Annotated in this window: 14 protein-coding genes and 2 tRNA genes; 12 read left to right on the top strand and 4 right to left on the bottom strand. The window is 61.0% G+C overall.

Annotated features, from left to right (window positions below; genetic code table 11):
• Positions 1-20: 20 nt before the first annotated feature.
• Positions 21-452 carry a cupin domain-containing protein gene (locus LB519_RS27285; RefSeq protein ID WP_024503833.1) on the bottom strand — a complete coding sequence of 144 codons (432 nt, stop codon included), beginning with the start codon at positions 450-452 and terminating at the stop codon, positions 21-23.
• Between the two features lie 224 nt (positions 453-676).
• On the opposite strand from LB519_RS27285, the gene LB519_RS27280 reads away from it, so the two are divergent.
• From LB519_RS27280 to LB519_RS27270, 3 genes are all read left to right on the top strand, one after another.
• Entirely contained in the window at positions 677-1,165 is a 489-nt protein-coding gene (locus LB519_RS27280; RefSeq protein ID WP_013531273.1) for an Hsp20 family protein, read from the top strand.
• Positions 1,166-1,227: 62 nt separating this feature from the next.
• On the top strand, positions 1,228-1,689 hold the full coding sequence (locus LB519_RS27275; protein WP_224621616.1) for a hypothetical protein: 462 nt from the start codon (positions 1,228-1,230) through the stop codon (positions 1,687-1,689).
• Positions 1,690-1,732: 43 nt separating this feature from the next.
• Positions 1,733-2,032 (top strand): DUF982 domain-containing protein, encoded by a 300-nt coding sequence (locus LB519_RS27270; RefSeq protein ID WP_127367195.1) that lies wholly within the window; start codon positions 1,733-1,735, stop codon positions 2,030-2,032.
• A gap of 504 nt (positions 2,033-2,536) precedes the next feature.
• Here LB519_RS27270 and LB519_RS27265 read toward each other — a convergent pair.
• The 3 genes from LB519_RS27265 to LB519_RS27255 form a co-directional block, all read right to left on the bottom strand.
• Positions 2,537-2,785 carry a hypothetical protein gene (locus LB519_RS27265; RefSeq protein WP_224621615.1) on the bottom strand — a complete coding sequence of 83 codons (249 nt, stop codon included), beginning with the start codon at positions 2,783-2,785 and terminating at the stop codon, positions 2,537-2,539.
• A gap of 777 nt (positions 2,786-3,562) precedes the next feature.
• On the bottom strand, positions 3,563-3,994 hold the full coding sequence (locus tag LB519_RS27260; RefSeq protein WP_224621613.1) for a hypothetical protein: 432 nt from the start codon (positions 3,992-3,994) through the stop codon (positions 3,563-3,565).
• Positions 3,995-4,875: 881 nt separating this feature from the next.
• A tRNA-Asn gene (locus LB519_RS27255) sits at positions 4,876-4,950 on the bottom strand.
• 224 nt (positions 4,951-5,174) lie between these two features.
• Here LB519_RS27255 and LB519_RS27250 point away from each other — a divergent pair.
• The 9 genes from LB519_RS27250 (at position 5,175) to LB519_RS27210 (ending at position 16,603) form a co-directional block, all read left to right on the top strand.
• Entirely contained in the window at positions 5,175-5,432 is a 258-nt protein-coding gene (locus LB519_RS27250; RefSeq protein ID WP_024503836.1) for a hypothetical protein, read from the top strand.
• Between the two features lie 288 nt (positions 5,433-5,720).
• Positions 5,721-5,794: transfer RNA gene (locus LB519_RS27245), tRNA-Cys, on the top strand.
• Positions 5,795-5,884: 90 nt separating this feature from the next.
• Positions 5,885-6,553 carry a protein-L-isoaspartate O-methyltransferase family protein gene (locus LB519_RS27240; protein ID WP_024503837.1) on the top strand — a complete coding sequence of 223 codons (669 nt, stop codon included), beginning with the start codon at positions 5,885-5,887 and terminating at the stop codon, positions 6,551-6,553.
• Between the two features lie 181 nt (positions 6,554-6,734).
• Entirely contained in the window at positions 6,735-8,126 is a 1,392-nt protein-coding gene (locus LB519_RS27235; RefSeq protein WP_318011960.1) for a TolC family outer membrane protein, read from the top strand.
• 215 nt (positions 8,127-8,341) lie between these two features.
• A complete protein-coding gene (locus LB519_RS27230) occupies positions 8,342-9,163 on the top strand; it encodes a PopZ family protein (protein ID WP_224621611.1) in 822 nt (273 codons plus the stop codon).
• A 219-nt stretch (positions 9,164-9,382) separates the two neighbouring features.
• Complete coding sequence (locus tag LB519_RS27225) at positions 9,383-12,166, top strand: valine--tRNA ligase (RefSeq protein ID WP_224621609.1); 2,784 nt, start codon at positions 9,383-9,385, stop codon at positions 12,164-12,166.
• Positions 12,167-12,525: 359 nt separating this feature from the next.
• Entirely contained in the window at positions 12,526-13,746 is a 1,221-nt protein-coding gene (locus LB519_RS27220) for an OmpP1/FadL family transporter (RefSeq protein WP_063172327.1), read from the top strand.
• Between the two features lie 306 nt (positions 13,747-14,052).
• Complete coding sequence (gene ilvD / locus LB519_RS27215; protein ID WP_024503842.1) at positions 14,053-15,777, top strand: dihydroxy-acid dehydratase; 1,725 nt, start codon at positions 14,053-14,055, stop codon at positions 15,775-15,777.
• Positions 15,764-16,603 carry a tetratricopeptide repeat protein gene (locus LB519_RS27210; RefSeq protein WP_013531284.1) on the top strand — a complete coding sequence of 280 codons (840 nt, stop codon included), beginning with the start codon at positions 15,764-15,766 and terminating at the stop codon, positions 16,601-16,603. Before ilvD ends, LB519_RS27210 begins: the two co-directional genes overlap by 14 nt.
• Positions 16,604-16,638: the final 35 nt, after the last annotated feature.

The following is a 16,638-nucleotide window of genomic DNA, read 5'->3' as shown; positions in this document are numbered from 1 at the left end:
GCCGGGCACGGATTTCGCGGTTATTGGCGCAATTCCGTGTTCTTGGCGCCTTGCTCGACCTGATCGATCACCAGAAGCTTCACCTCGATATCACCGATATTGGTGGCCTGATGCCACTGGCCGATCATTTCGATGATGAAATCGCCGGCCTTGTAGGTGTTGCTGTCGCCGGTCTCGACATTGGTGACCTTCAGCGTGCCGGCCTGGACATAGGCATAGCGCGGGAAAGGGTGCCTGTGGACCGGCAAGGTCGCGCCCGGCGCGATGTCGTAGGTCGAGACCAGCACCTGCACGTTCTTCTGCGGCAGCGTGATCGGTTGGCCGGACGCGGTCGTCGTGCGCGACGCAAGAGGGGTCACGACGACAGGCGTGCCGCTACTGTCCAGCGCGTGGGCCGGGTTCGCGGAAAAGGCTGCCGCGAGCAGCAGTCCGGACATCAAAATTTTTCGCATGATTCGCATCCACCCCTGGCGTCAACATCGCGCAGTGGCCACCAGCACGCAAGGCAGCGCCTTGGGCACCTGCCTGCCGGCCAAAAATATTTTTGTCGCCCCTCTTGAAGGAAAAAAACACGATTACCAGATCGTTTTCCGTCGAGGCTTCGGCTCGACATACTGGCGTCGCAGCGACGCTGCGACAGCCTCGTAATCCATGTTGCTTCACGGAGGATATGGCTATGAGAAGCTCTGATTATACCCCTCTTTACCGCACAACGGTCGGCTTCGACCGTCTCTTCGATATGCTCGAAAAAAGCGTACGCTCCGACTGGCCTCCCTACAATATCGAGAAGACCGGCGAGAACGACTATCGCATTACGATGGCTATCGCCGGCTTCGCTCTCGATGAGGTCGAACTCATGCAGAACGGCCCCGAATTGTCTGTCGTCGGCCAAAGGAAACCCGACCAGGAAAATCGGGAGGTCCTTCATCGCGGCTTGGCGACGGGCAACTTCAAGCAGGTGTTCAAACTTGCCGACCACGTAAAGGTCAAGGCGGCCAACCTCGAGAATGGCTTGCTGTCAGTGGACCTGGTCCGCGAAGTGCCCGAGGAACTCAAGCCTCGGCGCATTGAGATAGGGTCCGAAGCCAAAGCGGTTTCGCTCGAGCAACCCGGCAAGAAGCAGTTGATCGACTCGGATGCGGAGCCTCAACGCGAGGTCGCCTGATTCCCTGGACCTAAATCTACGGTCCGCCTCCCGGTTCGGCCGGGAGGCACAGATCGCGGAGAATGGAGATGAGAACCGACACTTACAGTTTTCACCAACCTGAACCGAAAAATCTTGCCGCGGAATCCGCCGGATTGCGGACGCCGGATGATGTGCTGAACGAGGAGACGATGACGATCGGTGCAAAGCGGGCTTTGCTCGCTTTCTGGGCTTCCGACGTTCATGCGGTTCCTGACAATCCCGCGTTGCGGCAATTGGACAACGGCGCCATCGTGGAAGTCAGCGACATACTTCGCGCCCTCCGCCTTCTGGACGAAACCGGGCGGGAACCGCGTGTTTCAAAGGAGTCGGGAACCGTCAGCCTGTCTTTCGACCGGCGCCGCAAGAAGAGCCGGCTCGGTTGGATGCGGCGCCCCTGGCGAGATGACGATGATGATCCGCCGCCAATCCCGGCCTTTGCGACGGTACCGCCCGGGCGTGGAGGCGGCGGCATGTTGGCCGAGCCGGAGCATGCAATCGCATGATGACCCGAACCAACAACAACCCAGGTGCGGAATGGAGGATTACATGAGTGACAGGACGTTCGACCGACCGGTTCTTGTCAAGAATGGCGAGTTCATTCAAGAAATAGGGTGCCTCGACGATGCGTTCGACTTCTTTGACGAGTGGCCAAGGGAGCGGCGGGGTCCGATTTTCGAAACGGCCTTTCGAGCTTGCCAGCGTGCTCACGACGGCCAGGTTCCGCTGACAGTGGCGCGCGATGCCGTCGCCGGCTTCGCAAGATCCGTCAAAATCTTGCAGGACCCGCTTGCCCAATTCCCTTGGATGGACGGCACAAGGTCAGGTCGTGGTGGGGTAACCGCTTAGCCTTGATAAGGGGCGGCCCCATCAGGATGGTCCGGCTGCATGGTCGTCGTTTCCGCATCGCTACTAGGTGAGCTGCCCTGCCAGCTCACCTTTGGCGGGCGGTTGTTGTTTCGAGCCGTTAGTACGGTTTTTTGGCGGGCGCGTCCGCGTCGCCATCAGCGGCATGCGACACTCTCGCAGATTATGCCACGGCCCTCAGCGGAGGCTCCGCCATTGTCCCTAGGCCGTCGCATTCCGTGCAGGCACCCGTCTTTCCGGGGCAGCCACCCCGATGGGTTCCCTGCGGGCAGCAGTGCCCGTTTGACGCATACCATTTGGAGCAGTCGAAAACCCTGCCGCTGCCATGACAGCGCGGGCATTCCATATTCGATGAAATCATACCAATTCTTGCCCAACCCAAACGCACTCGCCCCATGCCGCAAGTAACAGGAATCATTGCGCTTTCAAGCACATTGCCCTGACTTAAATTGGGGGGATCGACGGATGGCCGGCATCGATGGCGAACTATCGTTGCGCCGTAATTGAGTTGCTCGTGAAAATCTTGCTCGTCACAAGCCGGGTTGGGCATTGGTCGGCACCAGCAGGCTGCGCCGCCTTGTCCGGTTCCTTGTCGGCAGTGACAGCGACTGCGTCGCCGGGCTGCGCGTTGGCGGCCTGTGTGGCCGTGGACGCGAAGAGGACCGTCTGAGTGATGAGAGCCGAAACCGCGGCAACCTGGACCAGCACGGCGGCAAGGGCGATCTTCTTGAGCATGCGAGAAAACGCTTTTTGGCGCTCCCGGTTCCCCCATTCAGGTTTTCGGCTTGTTGCGGGAACAAGGGACCGGCAGTGCGGTTAACTCGATTATGCCGAGCAAGATCAAAGAACCACCGTCGAAGCCCGAACCGGAGAAGCTACCTGTCCGACGTCGGGACAAAGAAGCCCCGCCAGAGCTTGAACATGTCGACCCGCCACCACGAGACGTGCGAGAGGCACCGGCGCCCAATCCGAACGGCGACAAGAGATGAAATCCTGATGGGATCTCCGTGATCGAAGCGCGCTGCATAGCGGCGCCAGGTCAAGTTGAGGATCAACCTGCTGCCTGCGGTTAGCCCGCTCCTCACGGTGGCGAGTCAACAGATCCTAGAACGTTGTACAATTGACGGTGTTGCCGAACCGATTGCATGTCGTGCTCCTTGGCCGATTTGCAGCCGCCTGAGCTGCCATCTCGGCGTTAGACTGGGCAATCTCAGCATTGACGGATGCGGATCGTATAGCTGCGGCCTGTCGTGTAGAGCCAGATTCATTCTGGATGCACTGCGCTATTTCGGGCGTGCCTGGCTTGAAACCGTAAGCTTGGCATCGTTTGGAAAAATATTGGACTTGGGTGTTCACCGAGGCAGTCGCGAACCACGCGGGAGAACCGGGCCTGCCGAGATATCTCTCCCCATCTGCGCCGGTACAACCAACGAGAAGTATCAAAGGGAGCAAGATTGCTTTTTTGGACATCATCAGTGTTCTCCTAGAAAGTTGCAACGGGTCGCGTGCCAATCAGAGGCAGGCCTTCGCGCTCTCGATGCTGCCAGCGCTGGAGACGCAGTCAGACACACGCCGGGCCTTGGTTTGAGCTTCTTCTAGGTCGGACAAGGCCGATGCCTTCTCAGTCTGCGCGTCTTCATAGGTCGAGTTCAGCGAATTGAACTTATCGACGAGATCGTTGTATTTTCTGACCTCTGCATCGTAGGTATCGACCACGTCGTCGAGCTTTGATTTGCAGACAAATCCTTTGTAATCGCATGTGTAAGAATCGAAGCAGACCGAATCCTTACGGACACAGGTAGCGTTGCTGTTGCAGACGACAGCGCCATAATCCAGGCAGGCCGGCTCACCGAACGAGCATGAGAAAGATTGGCCTGCCGAAGTCGGGGCTGCCCAAAGGCTAAGCGCCAATAGCGCACTCGTCGAGATAATAGCCCGCGACATTGATCTCCCCCAAGATCTCTGAATTATTTTAGCACATTGCCAAGCAGATAGCGTGTCGCCCGGACTTGGCCGATAGTCGCAGGAACTGGACCGAAAGCAAGGCGCAGGCAGAACCCGCTGCCTCACGATGACGGGCTTTTCCATGCCATTTCTACGATAGGGGTTCCGGCTCCGACCTCAGCCTCCGTTCGCCATATGCGCCATTCGGGAAGAAAGCTCCGTTAGCAAGCGCTTCCGAAGTAGCAGCCTGACCGGTGAGACTTATCGCCCCAATCGAATGATTCCCGGGAGGGACTTTCATTATGATCTGGATGTCATCGTTATATACCGCCAGTGTGCCTGGGATTCAGCGTCCCGCGCCGGGTGGCAGTTCGGTCCCCAAAACTGGCTCAAGTACCCAATTGACGCCAAATGACAGGCATCGACGAACCGCGCTAGGGTTAAGCAAATAGGATCCTTGAAAACCAGATTCCTCTGACTTCAGGACCACGATAGCCGGCATATTCCCAAAAATGGTTCGCACCCCATACAATCGCCCGCGTCCTAAATCGTGAACGATCAAGGCGAAGAACGGCAGGGCTACCGCATAATAGATGACAATAACTACCGCGTAGGAGAGTAGGGCCTCAGTGTGAGACTGGGTGCCCCGGGGCGAGCAGGGCGAGGCCATTGGCGACCTTGGACAGGTCTTCCATTACCTCGAACCCCATTTTGTCGAATCACTCCAGTTTGCTGGGCGCAGGATTTTCGCGCGCAAAACTTCAGGAGTTCAATGAGCCCATCGTAATTAGTCACAGGGTAGATGTTGCCCCTGGCGTTGCCCCAAGTCAGGAGGGAGTCAGATTAAAGCGATCGGAACTTCGCTAAGCCTTTGAAGAATTTGGCTCCCCGGGCCGGATTCGAACCAGCGACCAACCGGTTAACAGCCGGTTGCTCTACCACTGAGCTACCGGGGAACGGAGGCTCTTATGTGAGTGGCGCAGCCTATAGCTGCCCTTTTCGGCTTTGCAAAGAAGCTTTTCACATTTTTCCGAGGCTTTTTCGCGCAGGCCTTTCTCGCAATCGTCGAAGGATGCCCTCATATTAGCCGTCCTGGCAGGGATATGGAACCGAAAGCGCGGCGGCGTCTTTGGTTTGAGCATGCTTGCGAACGATCGAAACGGGTCAATCTTTCGAGACGATGACAGCACAAGACAACCAGATGCCGGCGCGCAAAATCTCCGTTTTCGGGCGCGAGTTCAAAATGCCGCGCTCGCGCGGGCTCAGAATCACGATCGGCATCCTGCTGACCATCGGTGGCATCCTCGGTTTCCTGCCGATCCTCGGCTTCTGGATGGTTCCGCTCGGATTGCTGGTGCTGTCCTATGAATTCGCCATGGTTCGCCGTCACCGGCGTCGCTTTGTCGTCTGGTGGGAACGGCGTCGCCGGCCCGATTGACCGCCGATAGCGCAAGGTGGTGTTTCAGTGGGCGGCGTGCTCTTCCAGTGCCTCACGGATCTGCTTGAGAACAGCCGCGGCCGAGGCAAGCCTTGCCCTGTCATGCGGCGACAGGATGCGTTTCTTCTCCCATCAGGCTATGCTTAACTGTCCGCTAATAAAGCGGTCCGATGATTTGCCGGACGCCGTCCGGACTGACGCGAGGAAACCGTTCGGAATGCAAGGTGGCCGCTTGACGGCATTTTCGCCGCAACCTATTGGAACCGGGTGGAACGCCGGGAGCAATGAGGCCTCGTGGCGGAGTGGTTACGCAGAGGACTGCAAATCCTTGCACCCCGGTTCGATTCCGGGCGAGGCCTCCAATGCCCGGGCCCCCGCGCGGCAGCGCAGGGGCCTGAAGTTCCTGACACAATGGACCGCGGTTCTGGCGCGGCAAGCGGACTGGTTGGGACATGAGCGCTGATTTCTCCGAACTACGCGTCAAGATGGTCGACGGCCAGGTCCGCACCACAGATGTGACCAGCGCGCCGCTGCTCGATGCAATGCTTGTCGTCCCAAGAGAGATGTTTGTCGGCGCCGCCCAGCGCGATCTCGCCTATATCGACGAGGACATCCGCATTGCAGCCGGCGCGGACGGTTCGCGCTACCTGATGGAAGCGTCGCCGTTGGCCAAGCTTATCCAGCTGGCCGAGATCAACCCGACCGATTCGGTGCTCGATGTCGGTTGCGGAACGGGCTACGCCTCGGCCATCCTGTCGCGGCTGGCCGGGTCCGTAGTGGCGCTCGAAAACGATTCGGCGCTGGCGGAAACCGCCAGATCGACGCTTTCGTCGCTTGGCTGCGGCAATGTGACCGTCGTCCAGGGCGCGTTGCCGCAGGGGCATGCCGCCAAGGCGCCTTATGATGTTATCTTTATCGGTGGCAGTGTCGCGGAAGTGCCGGCCCCGTTGCTCGACCAGCTTGCCGAAGGCGGCCGACTCGTCGCCGTCGAAGGGCAGGGCAATTCCGGCGTGGCCCGTCTCTTTTTCAAGGCCGGGGGGGTTGTAACCGGAAGACGTGCATTTAATGCGGCAATTAAGCCACTACCGGGGTTTGAACGCATTCGTGCTTTCGAATTCTGAATGATTTGGCCTTGCAGCAGAGGCTTTGTCATGGTCGCTTGCATTTGAACGATCGCTGCTGATGCCAAACTGGGGGCACTTTGGGGGTGAGCAGCAGGGAACACGAACACGCGGCGCCGGCTGATCTATGAGAGAAGCAGGCGCGGCGCGGTTCCCATGGAAAACGAATGAGGGTTTAACCGTGCCGTCTTTACGCAAGTCACTTTTCACCGCCGTCCTCGTTTCGGCGACCATGCTGTCCCCACTGGCCGCTTCAGCCGAAACCATCTCCGGCGCGCTTGCAAAGGCCTACCAGTACAATTCTTCACTGAATTCGGCCCGTGCCGGCGTTCGCGTCACCGATGAGGGTGTCGCCATCGCCAAGTCGGGCTACCGCCCGGTTGTCACCGGCTCGGCGGATATCGATTATTCGAGCAGCCATCTCAACGGCACCAATTCAAGCGTGCGGCTGACCACCGGCAATTTTGGCGTTCAGATCGACCAGACGCTGTTCGACGGCTTTCAGACCAGGAACAATGTTGCTGCCGCTGAAGCGCAGGTCCGGGCCTCGGTCGAAAGCCTGCGCAACACTGAAGAGGGCATCCTGTTCAGCGCGGCGCAAGCGTATATGAACGTCATTCGCGACCGGCAGGTCGCCGTGCTGACCGAGCAGAACCTGCAGTTCCTGACCGAGACGGCGCGCGCGGCGCGTTCGCGTTTCGAAGTTGGTGAAGGCACACGCACCGATGTCGCCCAGGCCGACGCCTCACGCGCCGCCGCCGTGGCATCGCTGAGTGCTGCCCGGGCGCAGGCGCTGGCAAGTGCGGCGCTCTATCGCCAGATCGTCGGCGACGAGCCGGGCAAGCTCAAGGGCGCTTCGCCGGTGGCAAAGCTGTTGCCGTCGAGCCTCGCCGCCGCCGTCGGGGTGGCCTCGAACGAGCATCCGGCCATCCTTGCCACGCAGCATCTGGTCGACGCCGCCGCGTTTTCGGTGAAGTCGGCCGAAGGCGCGCTGTTGCCGCAGCTGTCGGCTTCCGCCGGCGTTTCGAGCGCCTATCGCAATACCTCGCCTTTGCCGGGTGTCGGTTCGCAGGATGGCACGACCAATTCGGCCAGTGTCGGGGCAACGCTGACCATCCCGATCTATTCGGGTGGCCGCACCTCGGCGATCGTGCGCCAGGACAAGGAATCGCTCAGCCAGGCCCGCATCCAGGTCGATGTCAGCCGCGACCAGGTGCGCCAGGCCGTCACCGCCGCCTGGACCGAGTACACCGCCGCGCAGCAGCAGCTGACGGCCAACAGGCAAGTGATCGAAGCCGCGAAGCTGGCACTGAACGGTGTCATCGAAGAGCGCAATGTCGGCCAGCGCACCACGCTCGACGTCCTCAATGCGCAGGCGACGGTCATCACCGCCCAGATCAACCAGGCCGGTTACGAACACGATGTGGTGGTGGCGAGCTACGCCATCCTGCAGGCGACCGGCCGTCTGTCCGTCGACCGCCTTGGCTTGCAGGTAGCGAAATACAAGCCTGAAGAGCACTACAACGCGGTCAAGGACAAGTGGTACGGACTGCGCACGCCGGACGGCCGCTGAGGCGTTCGGCCTAAACTGGCCGTGTTCCCTGCTTGAGCAGGATCTTTCGCGCTGCGGCTCTCGGGTTCAGATGGCGCTAATCTGTTGAAATCCCACAAGTCCCCAGATTGGGGATTCTCGTGCGGCGATCCGTCGGTTACGCTGTGGCCATGATTCGATCCGGCTCTGCCGGAGCGGAAAACCCAACAGGGGTCACAAGGGCGGCGGATGTGACGATGGCAACGGCAAGCAGCGCACAGCGCGAACCTTCCATGGAAGAGATACTGGCTTCCATCAGGCGGATCATCGAGGACAGCGACGGCGGCCGCAAGCAGCCGGGCGACGCCGATGAGCTGAGCCAGGATCTGGAGCGCGCGTCGAGCGCCTATGCAGCCCCCGACGTGGAAGCTTTTCGTGCCGACCTGCATGCCGCCCCCGAGGGCAGGAAGCCTGTCACGCTGGCGGAAGTCCAGTCACAGCTGCCGCCGGCCGAGCCGGTGGTGGCGCGCATGGAAACGCCGGTGCGCCCCGATCCCAGCCCGGCAAGGCCATCGATGACACTCGCCGAGGTCAGCGCCCGCGTTGCAGCGGAGCCAATCACGGCTGAAGCGCCAATATCGCGTCCTGTCGCCGACGCTTCCATCGCCGATTGGCGTCGCGAGATCGCCGCGGTTGGCGAGCAGGCGAGGGCGGCGGTGCCAGACCGGAGCGAAGCCCGCAAGACAGCTGCCCAGCCGTCGATGGAGGCTCCAGGGGATGAACCGACCGCGAAACCGGCTACCGAGCCGTCTCGTCCGGATGCAAGCGTGGTGCGGCCGGTGGCGGCCAGCGACGCGCCGCGTCCGGCGATCGTTTCCGAGCACACCGGCCGTCAGGTCGCGGCTGCCTTTGGCGAGCTTTCCGACGCATTTGCCAGCCGCAGCAAGAAGACATTCGACGAGATGGCCGAAGAGATGCTGCGGCCGATGCTGCAGGATTGGCTCGACAACAATCTGCCGACACTGGTCGAAAGGCTGGTGCGCGAGGAGATCGAGCGCGTGGCGCGCGGGGCGCAGTAGTTCCCCATGCCGATTGCCCAGAGGAAACGGCGCCTTCGTGGCGCCGTTTCTTTTGGTGAAGTCGTTGTCGGCAGGACGACGGATCGCTTTGCGTTGAAATGACTGAGGCCGCGCCTATCTGCTTGTGAGGGTCCGAGACTGCCCTTGCGGTTGACTTGGCCAAAACCTTCCGATTTACACCGGACCAGCAAAACTCCCGACAGCGCGGACCATTTTCCCATGCTTGAAAAGACCTACGACGCCAAAACCGTCGAGCCGAAGATCGCCAAAGTCTGGGAAGAGGCCGACGCGTTTCGCGCCGGTGCCGGGGCCGAGGAGGGGGCGGAGGCCTTCACCATCGTCATCCCGCCGCCGAACGTCACCGGCTCGCTGCATATGGGACACGCGCTCAACAACACGCTGCAGGATATATTGGTGCGCTTCGAGCGCATGCGCGGCAAGAACGTCTTGTGGCAGCCGGGCATGGACCATGCCGGCATTGCCACGCAGATGGTGGTCGAGCGGCAGCTGATGGAAAAGCAGATCCATCGCCGCGACCTGACCCGCGAACAGTTCATCGAGAAAGTGTGGGAGTGGAAGGCCGAATCCGGCGGTGCCATCTTCAACCAGCTGAAGCGGCTCGGCGCCTCGGCCGACTGGTCACGCGAACGCTTCACCATGGACGAAGGCCTGTCCAAGGCGGTGCTCGAAGTGTTCGTCACGCTCTACAAGGAAGGGCTGATCTACAAGGACAAGCGTCTTGTGAACTGGGACCCCAAGCTGCTCACCGCGATCTCCGATCTCGAGGTCGAGCAGCAGGAGGTCAATGGCAATCTCTGGCACTTCCGCTACCCCGTCGAAGGCAAGGTCTTCGACCCGGAAAACCCGAAAACCTTCATCGCCGTGGCGACGACGCGCCCGGAGACGATGCTGGGCGATACGGCCGTCGCGGTGCATCCCGACGACGAGCGCTTCCGGCATCTGGTCGGCAAGAACATCGTCCTGCCGATCGTTGGCCGCAGGATTCCCGTGGTGGCGGATGAGTATTCCGATCCGGAAAAAGGTTCGGGCGCGGTCAAGATCACGCCGGCGCACGACTTCAACGATTTCGAGGTCGGCAAGCGCCACAAGCTGCCGGCGATCAATATCCTGACCACGGAGGCGGCGGTAAGCCTTAGGGATAATGAAGATTTTCTCGCCGGCCTCGAGGTGACGCCGGAGCGCCAGGCGGTCTGGGACGAACTCGACGGCCTCGATCGCTTCGTCGCGCGCAAGAAGATCGTCGAGCTGATGGAAGAGGGCGGCTTCCTCGAAAAGGTCGAGCCGCATCGCCACGCGGTGCCGCATGGCGATCGCGGAGGCGTGCCGATCGAGCCGTTCCTGACCGAGCAATGGTATGCCAATGCGGCGGAACTGGCCAAACCGGCGATCGCTTCAGTGCGCGAAGGTCGCACGAACTTCGTGCCGAAGAACTGGGAAAAGACCTATTTCGACTGGATGGAGAACATCCAGCCCTGGTGCATCTCGCGCCAGCTCTGGTGGGGTCATCAGATTCCGGCCTGGTACGGGCCCGACGGGCGCGTCTTCGTCGAAAAGACCGAGGAAGAGGCGCTGAGCGCCGCGATCGAATTCTATCTGGCGCTGGAAGGACCGTGGAAGGCCTGGGTCGAGGACAAGCTGGAGAACTTCAAGCCGGGCGAGATCCTGACCCGTGACGAGGACGTGCTGGACACCTGGTTCTCGTCGGCGCTGTGGCCGTTCTCGACGCTGGGTTGGCCGGACGAGACTCCCGAGCTGAAGACCTACTACCAGACCGACGTGCTGGTGACCGGCTTCGATATCATCTTCTTCTGGGTCGCCCGCATGATGATGATGGGCCTGCACTTCATGGACGAGGAGCCGTTCCACACCGTCTATGTCCATGCGCTGGTGCGCGACAAGAACGGCGCCAAGATGTCGAAGTCGAAAGGCAACGTCATCGACCCGCTCGACCTTATCGACGAATACGGCGCCGATGCGCTGCGCTTCACGCTGACGGTGATGGCGGCGCAGGGCCGCGACGTGAAGCTCGATCCGGCGCGCATCGCCGGCTATCGCAATTTCGGCACCAAGCTGTGGAACGCGACGCGTTTTGCCGAGATGAACGAGGTCGCGCGCAATGACGATTTCTGGCTGAACGACGCCAAGCTGGCGGTCAACCGCTGGATCCTCACCGAGCTGACGCGGGCGGCGCGCGAGATCACGGACGGCATCACCTCATACCGCTTCAACGAGGCGGCGGGTGCCGCCTACCGCTTCGTCTGGAACCTGTTCTGCGACTGGTACCTGGAACTGCTGAAGCCGGTGTTCATGGGAACCGACGAGGCGGCCAAAGCCGAAAGCCGAGCCTGCGTCGCCTTCGTGCTCGACGAGATCTACAAGCTGCTGCATCCGATGATGCCGTTCATGACCGAGGAACTGTGGGCGCAGACCGCTGGCGAAGGCAAGCAACGCCCCTCGCTGCTGTGCCATGCCACGTGGCCGTCACCGGACTTCGAAGACGCCGAGGCTGCAGCCGACATCAATTGGCTGGTCGACCTCGTCTCCGGCATCCGCTCCGTGCGTTCGGAGATGAACGTGCCGCCGGCAGCCATCGCACCGCTCGTCGTGGTCGGCGCCAACGATGTGACACGCGAGCGCCTCGTTCGCGAGGATTCGGCGATCAAGCGGCTGGCGCGGGTCGGCGACATCTCGCTTGCCGATGTCGCGCCCAAGGGTTCGGCGCAGATCGTGCTCAACGAGGCGACGATCTGCCTGCCGCTTGGCAGCCTGATCGACCTCGCCGCCGAGGCTGCACGGTTGCAGAAGGAACTGGCCAAGGTGACCGAGGAGATCGCACGCCTGCACAAGAAACTGTCGAACGAGAGGTTCGTGGCCAGCGCGCCGGCCGAGATCGTCGATGCCGAGCGTGAAAAGCTCGCCGAATACCGCGATGCACAGGACAAGCTGTCGGTCGCGTTGGCCAGGGTTCGCGACGCCGGTTGAGGATAGATTCGCGAGACTTTAGACCCCTCTAAAATGCTGGTTTTCCGCCTCGAAAATCAGCATTCCGTTGCGTTAATATTGACGTAAACGGAAGTTTTAGCCCCATTGTTGCCATAATGTAACAATGGGGCTCCTGGAGCCCAAAAAAGGCCTGTTTTCGAGCCTTTTTGGATGGTTCTCTCTGTTTTTTGAGAGCCGCTCAGCCTTCACAGACCATTTTTCGGCCTTGCCGCACCCGGTTGCATTTCCTCGAAAATGCGGCTGGCCAGTGTGTACATGTACGCCCGCGAATTCGTTGTTGCACCGTTAACCTGAATTGGTTCTAGCTTGGTGCACTCGAATTCGGGGGAGGACATTTCATGACTATTCTGCGACTGAAGGCGCTGCTGGGGGCGGGCTGCTTTTCGCTGGCTTTGATCGGGACGGCGATGAATCCGGCACATGCCGGCGGCCTGGAGCGTGCTGGCTACGACATCGACCTGTTGTTCGATCCGGCTCCGTTCGCGACCGAAGCGGAAGCGACCTATGTGATGCCGGATCGCAAGTACAAGAATGCGCGCGGTCCGGGCGGAGCCGATCTCGGCTTGGGCACCTCGGCCGACGGAGCCGAGGGCTATTGGGTTCCGCGCATTGGAGCTAAGGTCCAAGTTGTTCAAGGCGTCGACTGCATGGTCGACTATTCGCAGCCCTGGGGTGCACATACGGCGCCGGGAAATGCGTGGAACGGCGCGTTTTCGAATATCGAAACCGATATCAAGAGCGACAACTACGCGGCTACCTGCTCCTACAAGATGGACGCTGGCAAGGGCCAGCTTCGGTTCATAGGCGGCGTTTTCTACCAGAAGATCTATGGCTTCAAGGAGAACTACACAGATATCGGCTTCGGCACGATGGTCGGTCGTGTCGATCTGGAGGCAGATGGCTGGGGCTGGCGTGCGGGCGTCGCTTATGAAATTCCAGATATCGCGCTGCGCGCCAGCCTTGTCTACAATTCACAAGTGAAGCTCGACAATATCTCCGGTACTCTGAACATCGGCGGCATCGTATCTGTACCGATTTACGGTGCGGAGGAGTCAATGCCGGATTCACTCGAATTGAAACTGCAGTCGGGCATCGCACCCGGCTGGCTCGCTTTCGGTTCGATCAAGTGGGTCAATTGGAGCGTCCTGCAAAGCGTTCCGATCTGTGCCCAAGGCACACCTTCCTCATTCTGCGTAACGAATGGTCTGGGCCAACTAACTTCACTCGACTTGATGTATCGTGATGGCTGGACTGTCACGGGCGGTATCGGCCACAAGTTCAATGATCAGTGGAGTGCCGCCGGGCAGCTTTCCTGGGATCGTGGCACGTCGCATGGTTATGGTGCACAGACCGATACTTGGACGCTGGGTGGTGGCGTTGCCTATACGCCTACGCCGAATATCGAGGTTCGTCTGGCAGGCGCGGTCGGTGTGCTGACCAGCGGCCACTCAGGGGAGTTGGCTGGCGAGAACGGCTACATCGCGGGCACCGATGACAGCTATGACTTCGGCAACGATCTGGTCACGGCAATTTCCGGCGGTATCAAGATCAAGTTCTAACCTGTTGAGAATTTTACAAAAAGGCCGGGCAATACCCGGCCTTTTTCATTTGGGCGGCTCTTGCCCGTGCGCCATTCATATAGGCCGCGTGCACATAAGCCGCGCTGTTGCCGCCCTCGTGCGATTGTGGCGTTTTGGCAACACTTTCTGAACAACCCCTGCGCTGGAAGCCGGGCTGAGGAAATTGCCTATTTCCCGCCATAAACCCGGCGCACCTCGATCTTGTCTCGGGACACGCGCCAAAAGGCTCGGCGAGGGGGCAGGCCGCTCCGCCCCATTTGCAGGGAAGATGGGGCAAGGAAGAGTATGGACGCCAAAGTCATCTCCAAGGCTAAGCTCCCTAGCCGCTATGTGACCGTCGGTCCGGCGCGTGCGCCGCATCGTTCCTATCTCTATGCCATGGGTTTGTCGGCGGCCGAGATTGCGCAGCCGCTGGTCGGGGTCGCCTCCTGCTGGAACGAGGCGGCGCCCTGCAACATTTCGCTGATGCGCCAGGCGCAGGTGGTCAAGAAGGGCGTCGCGGCCGCCAGCGGCACGCCGCGCGAATTCTGCACCATCACCGTCACCGATGGCATCGCCATGGGTCACCAGGGCATGAAGTCGTCGCTGGTGTCGCGCGAGGTCATCGCCGATTCGGTCGAGCTCACCATGCGCGGCCATTGTTATGACGCGCTGGTTGGGCTCGCCGGCTGCGACAAGTCGCTGCCCGGCATGATGATGGCCATGGTGCGGCTCAACGTGCCGTCGATCTTCATCTATGGCGGTTCGATCCTGCCCGGCAGCTATCGCGGCCGCCAGATCACCGTGCAGGATGTTTTCGAGGCGGTCGGCCAGCACTCGGTCGGCACGATCAGCGATGACGAACTGCTTGAGATCGAGCAGGTCGCGTGTCCCTCGGCCGGTTCCTGCGGCGCCCAGTTCACCGCCAACACCATGGCGACCGTCGCCGAGGCGATCGGCTTGGCGCTGCCCTATTCCTGCGGCGCGCCGGCACCCTATGAAATGCGCGACCGGTTCAATTTCGCCTCGGGCGAAAAGATCATGGAGCTGATCGCCAGAAATATCCGGCCGCGCGACATCGTCACGCTGAAGGCGCTGGAGAATGCGGCGACCGTGGTCTCGGCCACCGGCGGTTCGACCAACGCGGCACTGCATCTGCCGGCGATCGCGCACGAGGCCGGCATCAAGTTCGATCTGTTCGACGTGGCCAAGATCTTCGAGAAGACGCCTTACATCGCCGACCTCAAGCCGGGCGGCAAATATGTCGCCAAGGACATGTTCGAGGCCGGCGGCATTCCGCTGCTGATGAAGACCCTGCTCGACCACGGCTATCTGCATGGCGACTGCATGACGGTGACTGGCCGCACTTTGGCCGAAAACATGCAGCACGTTGTCTGGAATGAGCATCAGGATGTGGTCCGCCCGGCCAACAGACCCATTACCCAAACCGGCGGTGTCGTGGGCTTGAAGGGAAACCTGGCCCCCGAAGGCGCGATCGTGAAGGTCGCCGGCATGGCGGAGTTGAAATTCTCCGGGCCGGCACGCTGCTTCGATTCGGAAGAGGAATGTTTCGAGGCGGTGACGCATCGCAACTACAGGGAAGGCGAGGTTCTCGTCATTCGCTACGAAGGACCGCGCGGCGGCCCCGGCATGCGCGAAATGCTGTCGACGACGGCAGCACTTTACGGCCAGGGCATGGGCGGCAAGGTGGCGCTGATCACCGACGGGCGCTTCTCGGGCGCGACGCGCGGTTTCTGCATCGGCCATGTCGGCCCCGAAGCAGCCGTGGGTGGCCCGATCGGACTGCTCAGGGATGGTGACGTGATCTCGATCGACGCGGTGAACGGCACGATCGATGTGGCGTTGTCCGATAGCGAACTGGCGGCGAGGGCAAAGACATGGAAGGCGCGCGCGACCGATTATCAGTCGGGCGCGATATGGAAATATGCACAGACGGTAGGGCCGGCGCGCGATGGCGCGGTGACCCATCCGGGCGGTGCGAAAGAAACACACTGTTATGCGGACATCTGAGTTGTTGAGGTCATCTGTCTTTTCGGCACTGGTCGTGGCCGCCACGTTTGGCGCGACCTTTGGCGCCGTCGGCCAGGCCATGGCCTTCGACGACAAGGTGTTCGACGACAAGACCGGGGTGAAGCCGCAATCGAGCCCCTGGGCGGTCTTCCAGTTCGGCTTCTCCGCCTACAAGAACGGCCACAAGGAGCAGGCTGCCGAGGCCTACAAATACGCCGCCGAAAACGGCCAGATCGGCGCCACCTGGAAGCTTGCCCGCATGTATGCCGAGGGCGACGGCGTGGCGCGCGACGACTATGAGGCGTTCAAGTTCTTCTCCGAGATCGTCGACCAGGATGTCGAGCCCGGCTCGCCCGAGGAAAGCTATGTCTCCGATGCGCTGGTGGCGCTTGGCGACTATTTGCGCACGGGCATTCCCGGCAGCCCGGTCACCGAGAACGAGGTGGCGGCCCAGGAATACTACATGCGCGCGGCTGCCAACTACCGCAACCCGAACGCACAGTTCGAGATGGGGCAGATGTTCCTGAAGGGCGAGGGCGGGGTGAAGGCCAGTGTCAAGCAGGCCGGGCGCTGGTTCCAACTCGCCGCCGAGAAAGGCCATGCCGGCGCCCAGGCGACGCTGGGCCATCTGTTGTTCCAGAGCGGCAAGATCGTTCGCGGCCTGGCGATGATGACGGCAGCGCTCGAACGCGCTTCGCCCGCTGACCAGCCCTGGATCCGCGGCATGCAGGAAGAGGCATTTGCCACCGCCGGCGAGGCCGACCGCCGCACCGCGATCTCGCTGGCCGATGATATCCTCACCAAGGGCAACAACGCGGACCAGTAGTTTTGCTGGCGGCTGAACTGCCGATCTCCCCCACA

It is taken from the genome of Mesorhizobium sp. AD1-1 (genome assembly GCF_020164655.1).
GTDB lineage: Bacteria > Pseudomonadota > Alphaproteobacteria > Rhizobiales > Rhizobiaceae > Mesorhizobium > Mesorhizobium ciceri.
This window is presented reverse-complemented; position numbering and strand designations above follow the sequence as displayed.

Excerpts from the sequence above, each read along its gene's own strand:
- LB519_RS27265 (WP_224621615.1), bottom strand. The coding sequence starts at position 2,785 with ATGCTCAAGAAGATCGCCCTTGCCGCCGTGCTGGTCCAGGTTGCCGCG.
- LB519_RS27280 (WP_013531273.1), top strand. The coding sequence starts at position 677 with ATGAGAAGCTCTGATTATACCCCTCTTTACCGCACAACGGTCGGCTTC.
- LB519_RS27285 (WP_024503833.1), bottom strand. The coding sequence starts at position 452 with ATGCGAAAAATTTTGATGTCCGGACTGCTGCTCGCGGCAGCCTTTTCC.
- LB519_RS27275 (WP_224621616.1), top strand. The coding sequence starts at position 1,228 with ATGGAGATGAGAACCGACACTTACAGTTTTCACCAACCTGAACCGAAA.
- ilvD (WP_024503842.1), top strand. The coding sequence starts at position 14,053 with ATGGACGCCAAAGTCATCTCCAAGGCTAAGCTCCCTAGCCGCTATGTG.
- LB519_RS27220 (WP_063172327.1), top strand. The coding sequence starts at position 12,526 with ATGACTATTCTGCGACTGAAGGCGCTGCTGGGGGCGGGCTGCTTTTCG.
- LB519_RS27230 (WP_224621611.1), top strand. The coding sequence starts at position 8,342 with ATGGCAACGGCAAGCAGCGCACAGCGCGAACCTTCCATGGAAGAGATA.
- LB519_RS27260 (WP_224621613.1), bottom strand. The coding sequence starts at position 3,994 with ATGTCGCGGGCTATTATCTCGACGAGTGCGCTATTGGCGCTTAGCCTT.
- LB519_RS27250 (WP_024503836.1), top strand. The coding sequence starts at position 5,175 with ATGACAGCACAAGACAACCAGATGCCGGCGCGCAAAATCTCCGTTTTC.
- LB519_RS27210 (WP_013531284.1), top strand. The coding sequence starts at position 15,764 with ATGCGGACATCTGAGTTGTTGAGGTCATCTGTCTTTTCGGCACTGGTC.
- LB519_RS27225 (WP_224621609.1), top strand. The coding sequence starts at position 9,383 with ATGCTTGAAAAGACCTACGACGCCAAAACCGTCGAGCCGAAGATCGCC.
- LB519_RS27270 (WP_127367195.1), top strand. The coding sequence starts at position 1,733 with ATGAGTGACAGGACGTTCGACCGACCGGTTCTTGTCAAGAATGGCGAG.
- LB519_RS27240 (WP_024503837.1), top strand. The coding sequence starts at position 5,885 with ATGAGCGCTGATTTCTCCGAACTACGCGTCAAGATGGTCGACGGCCAG.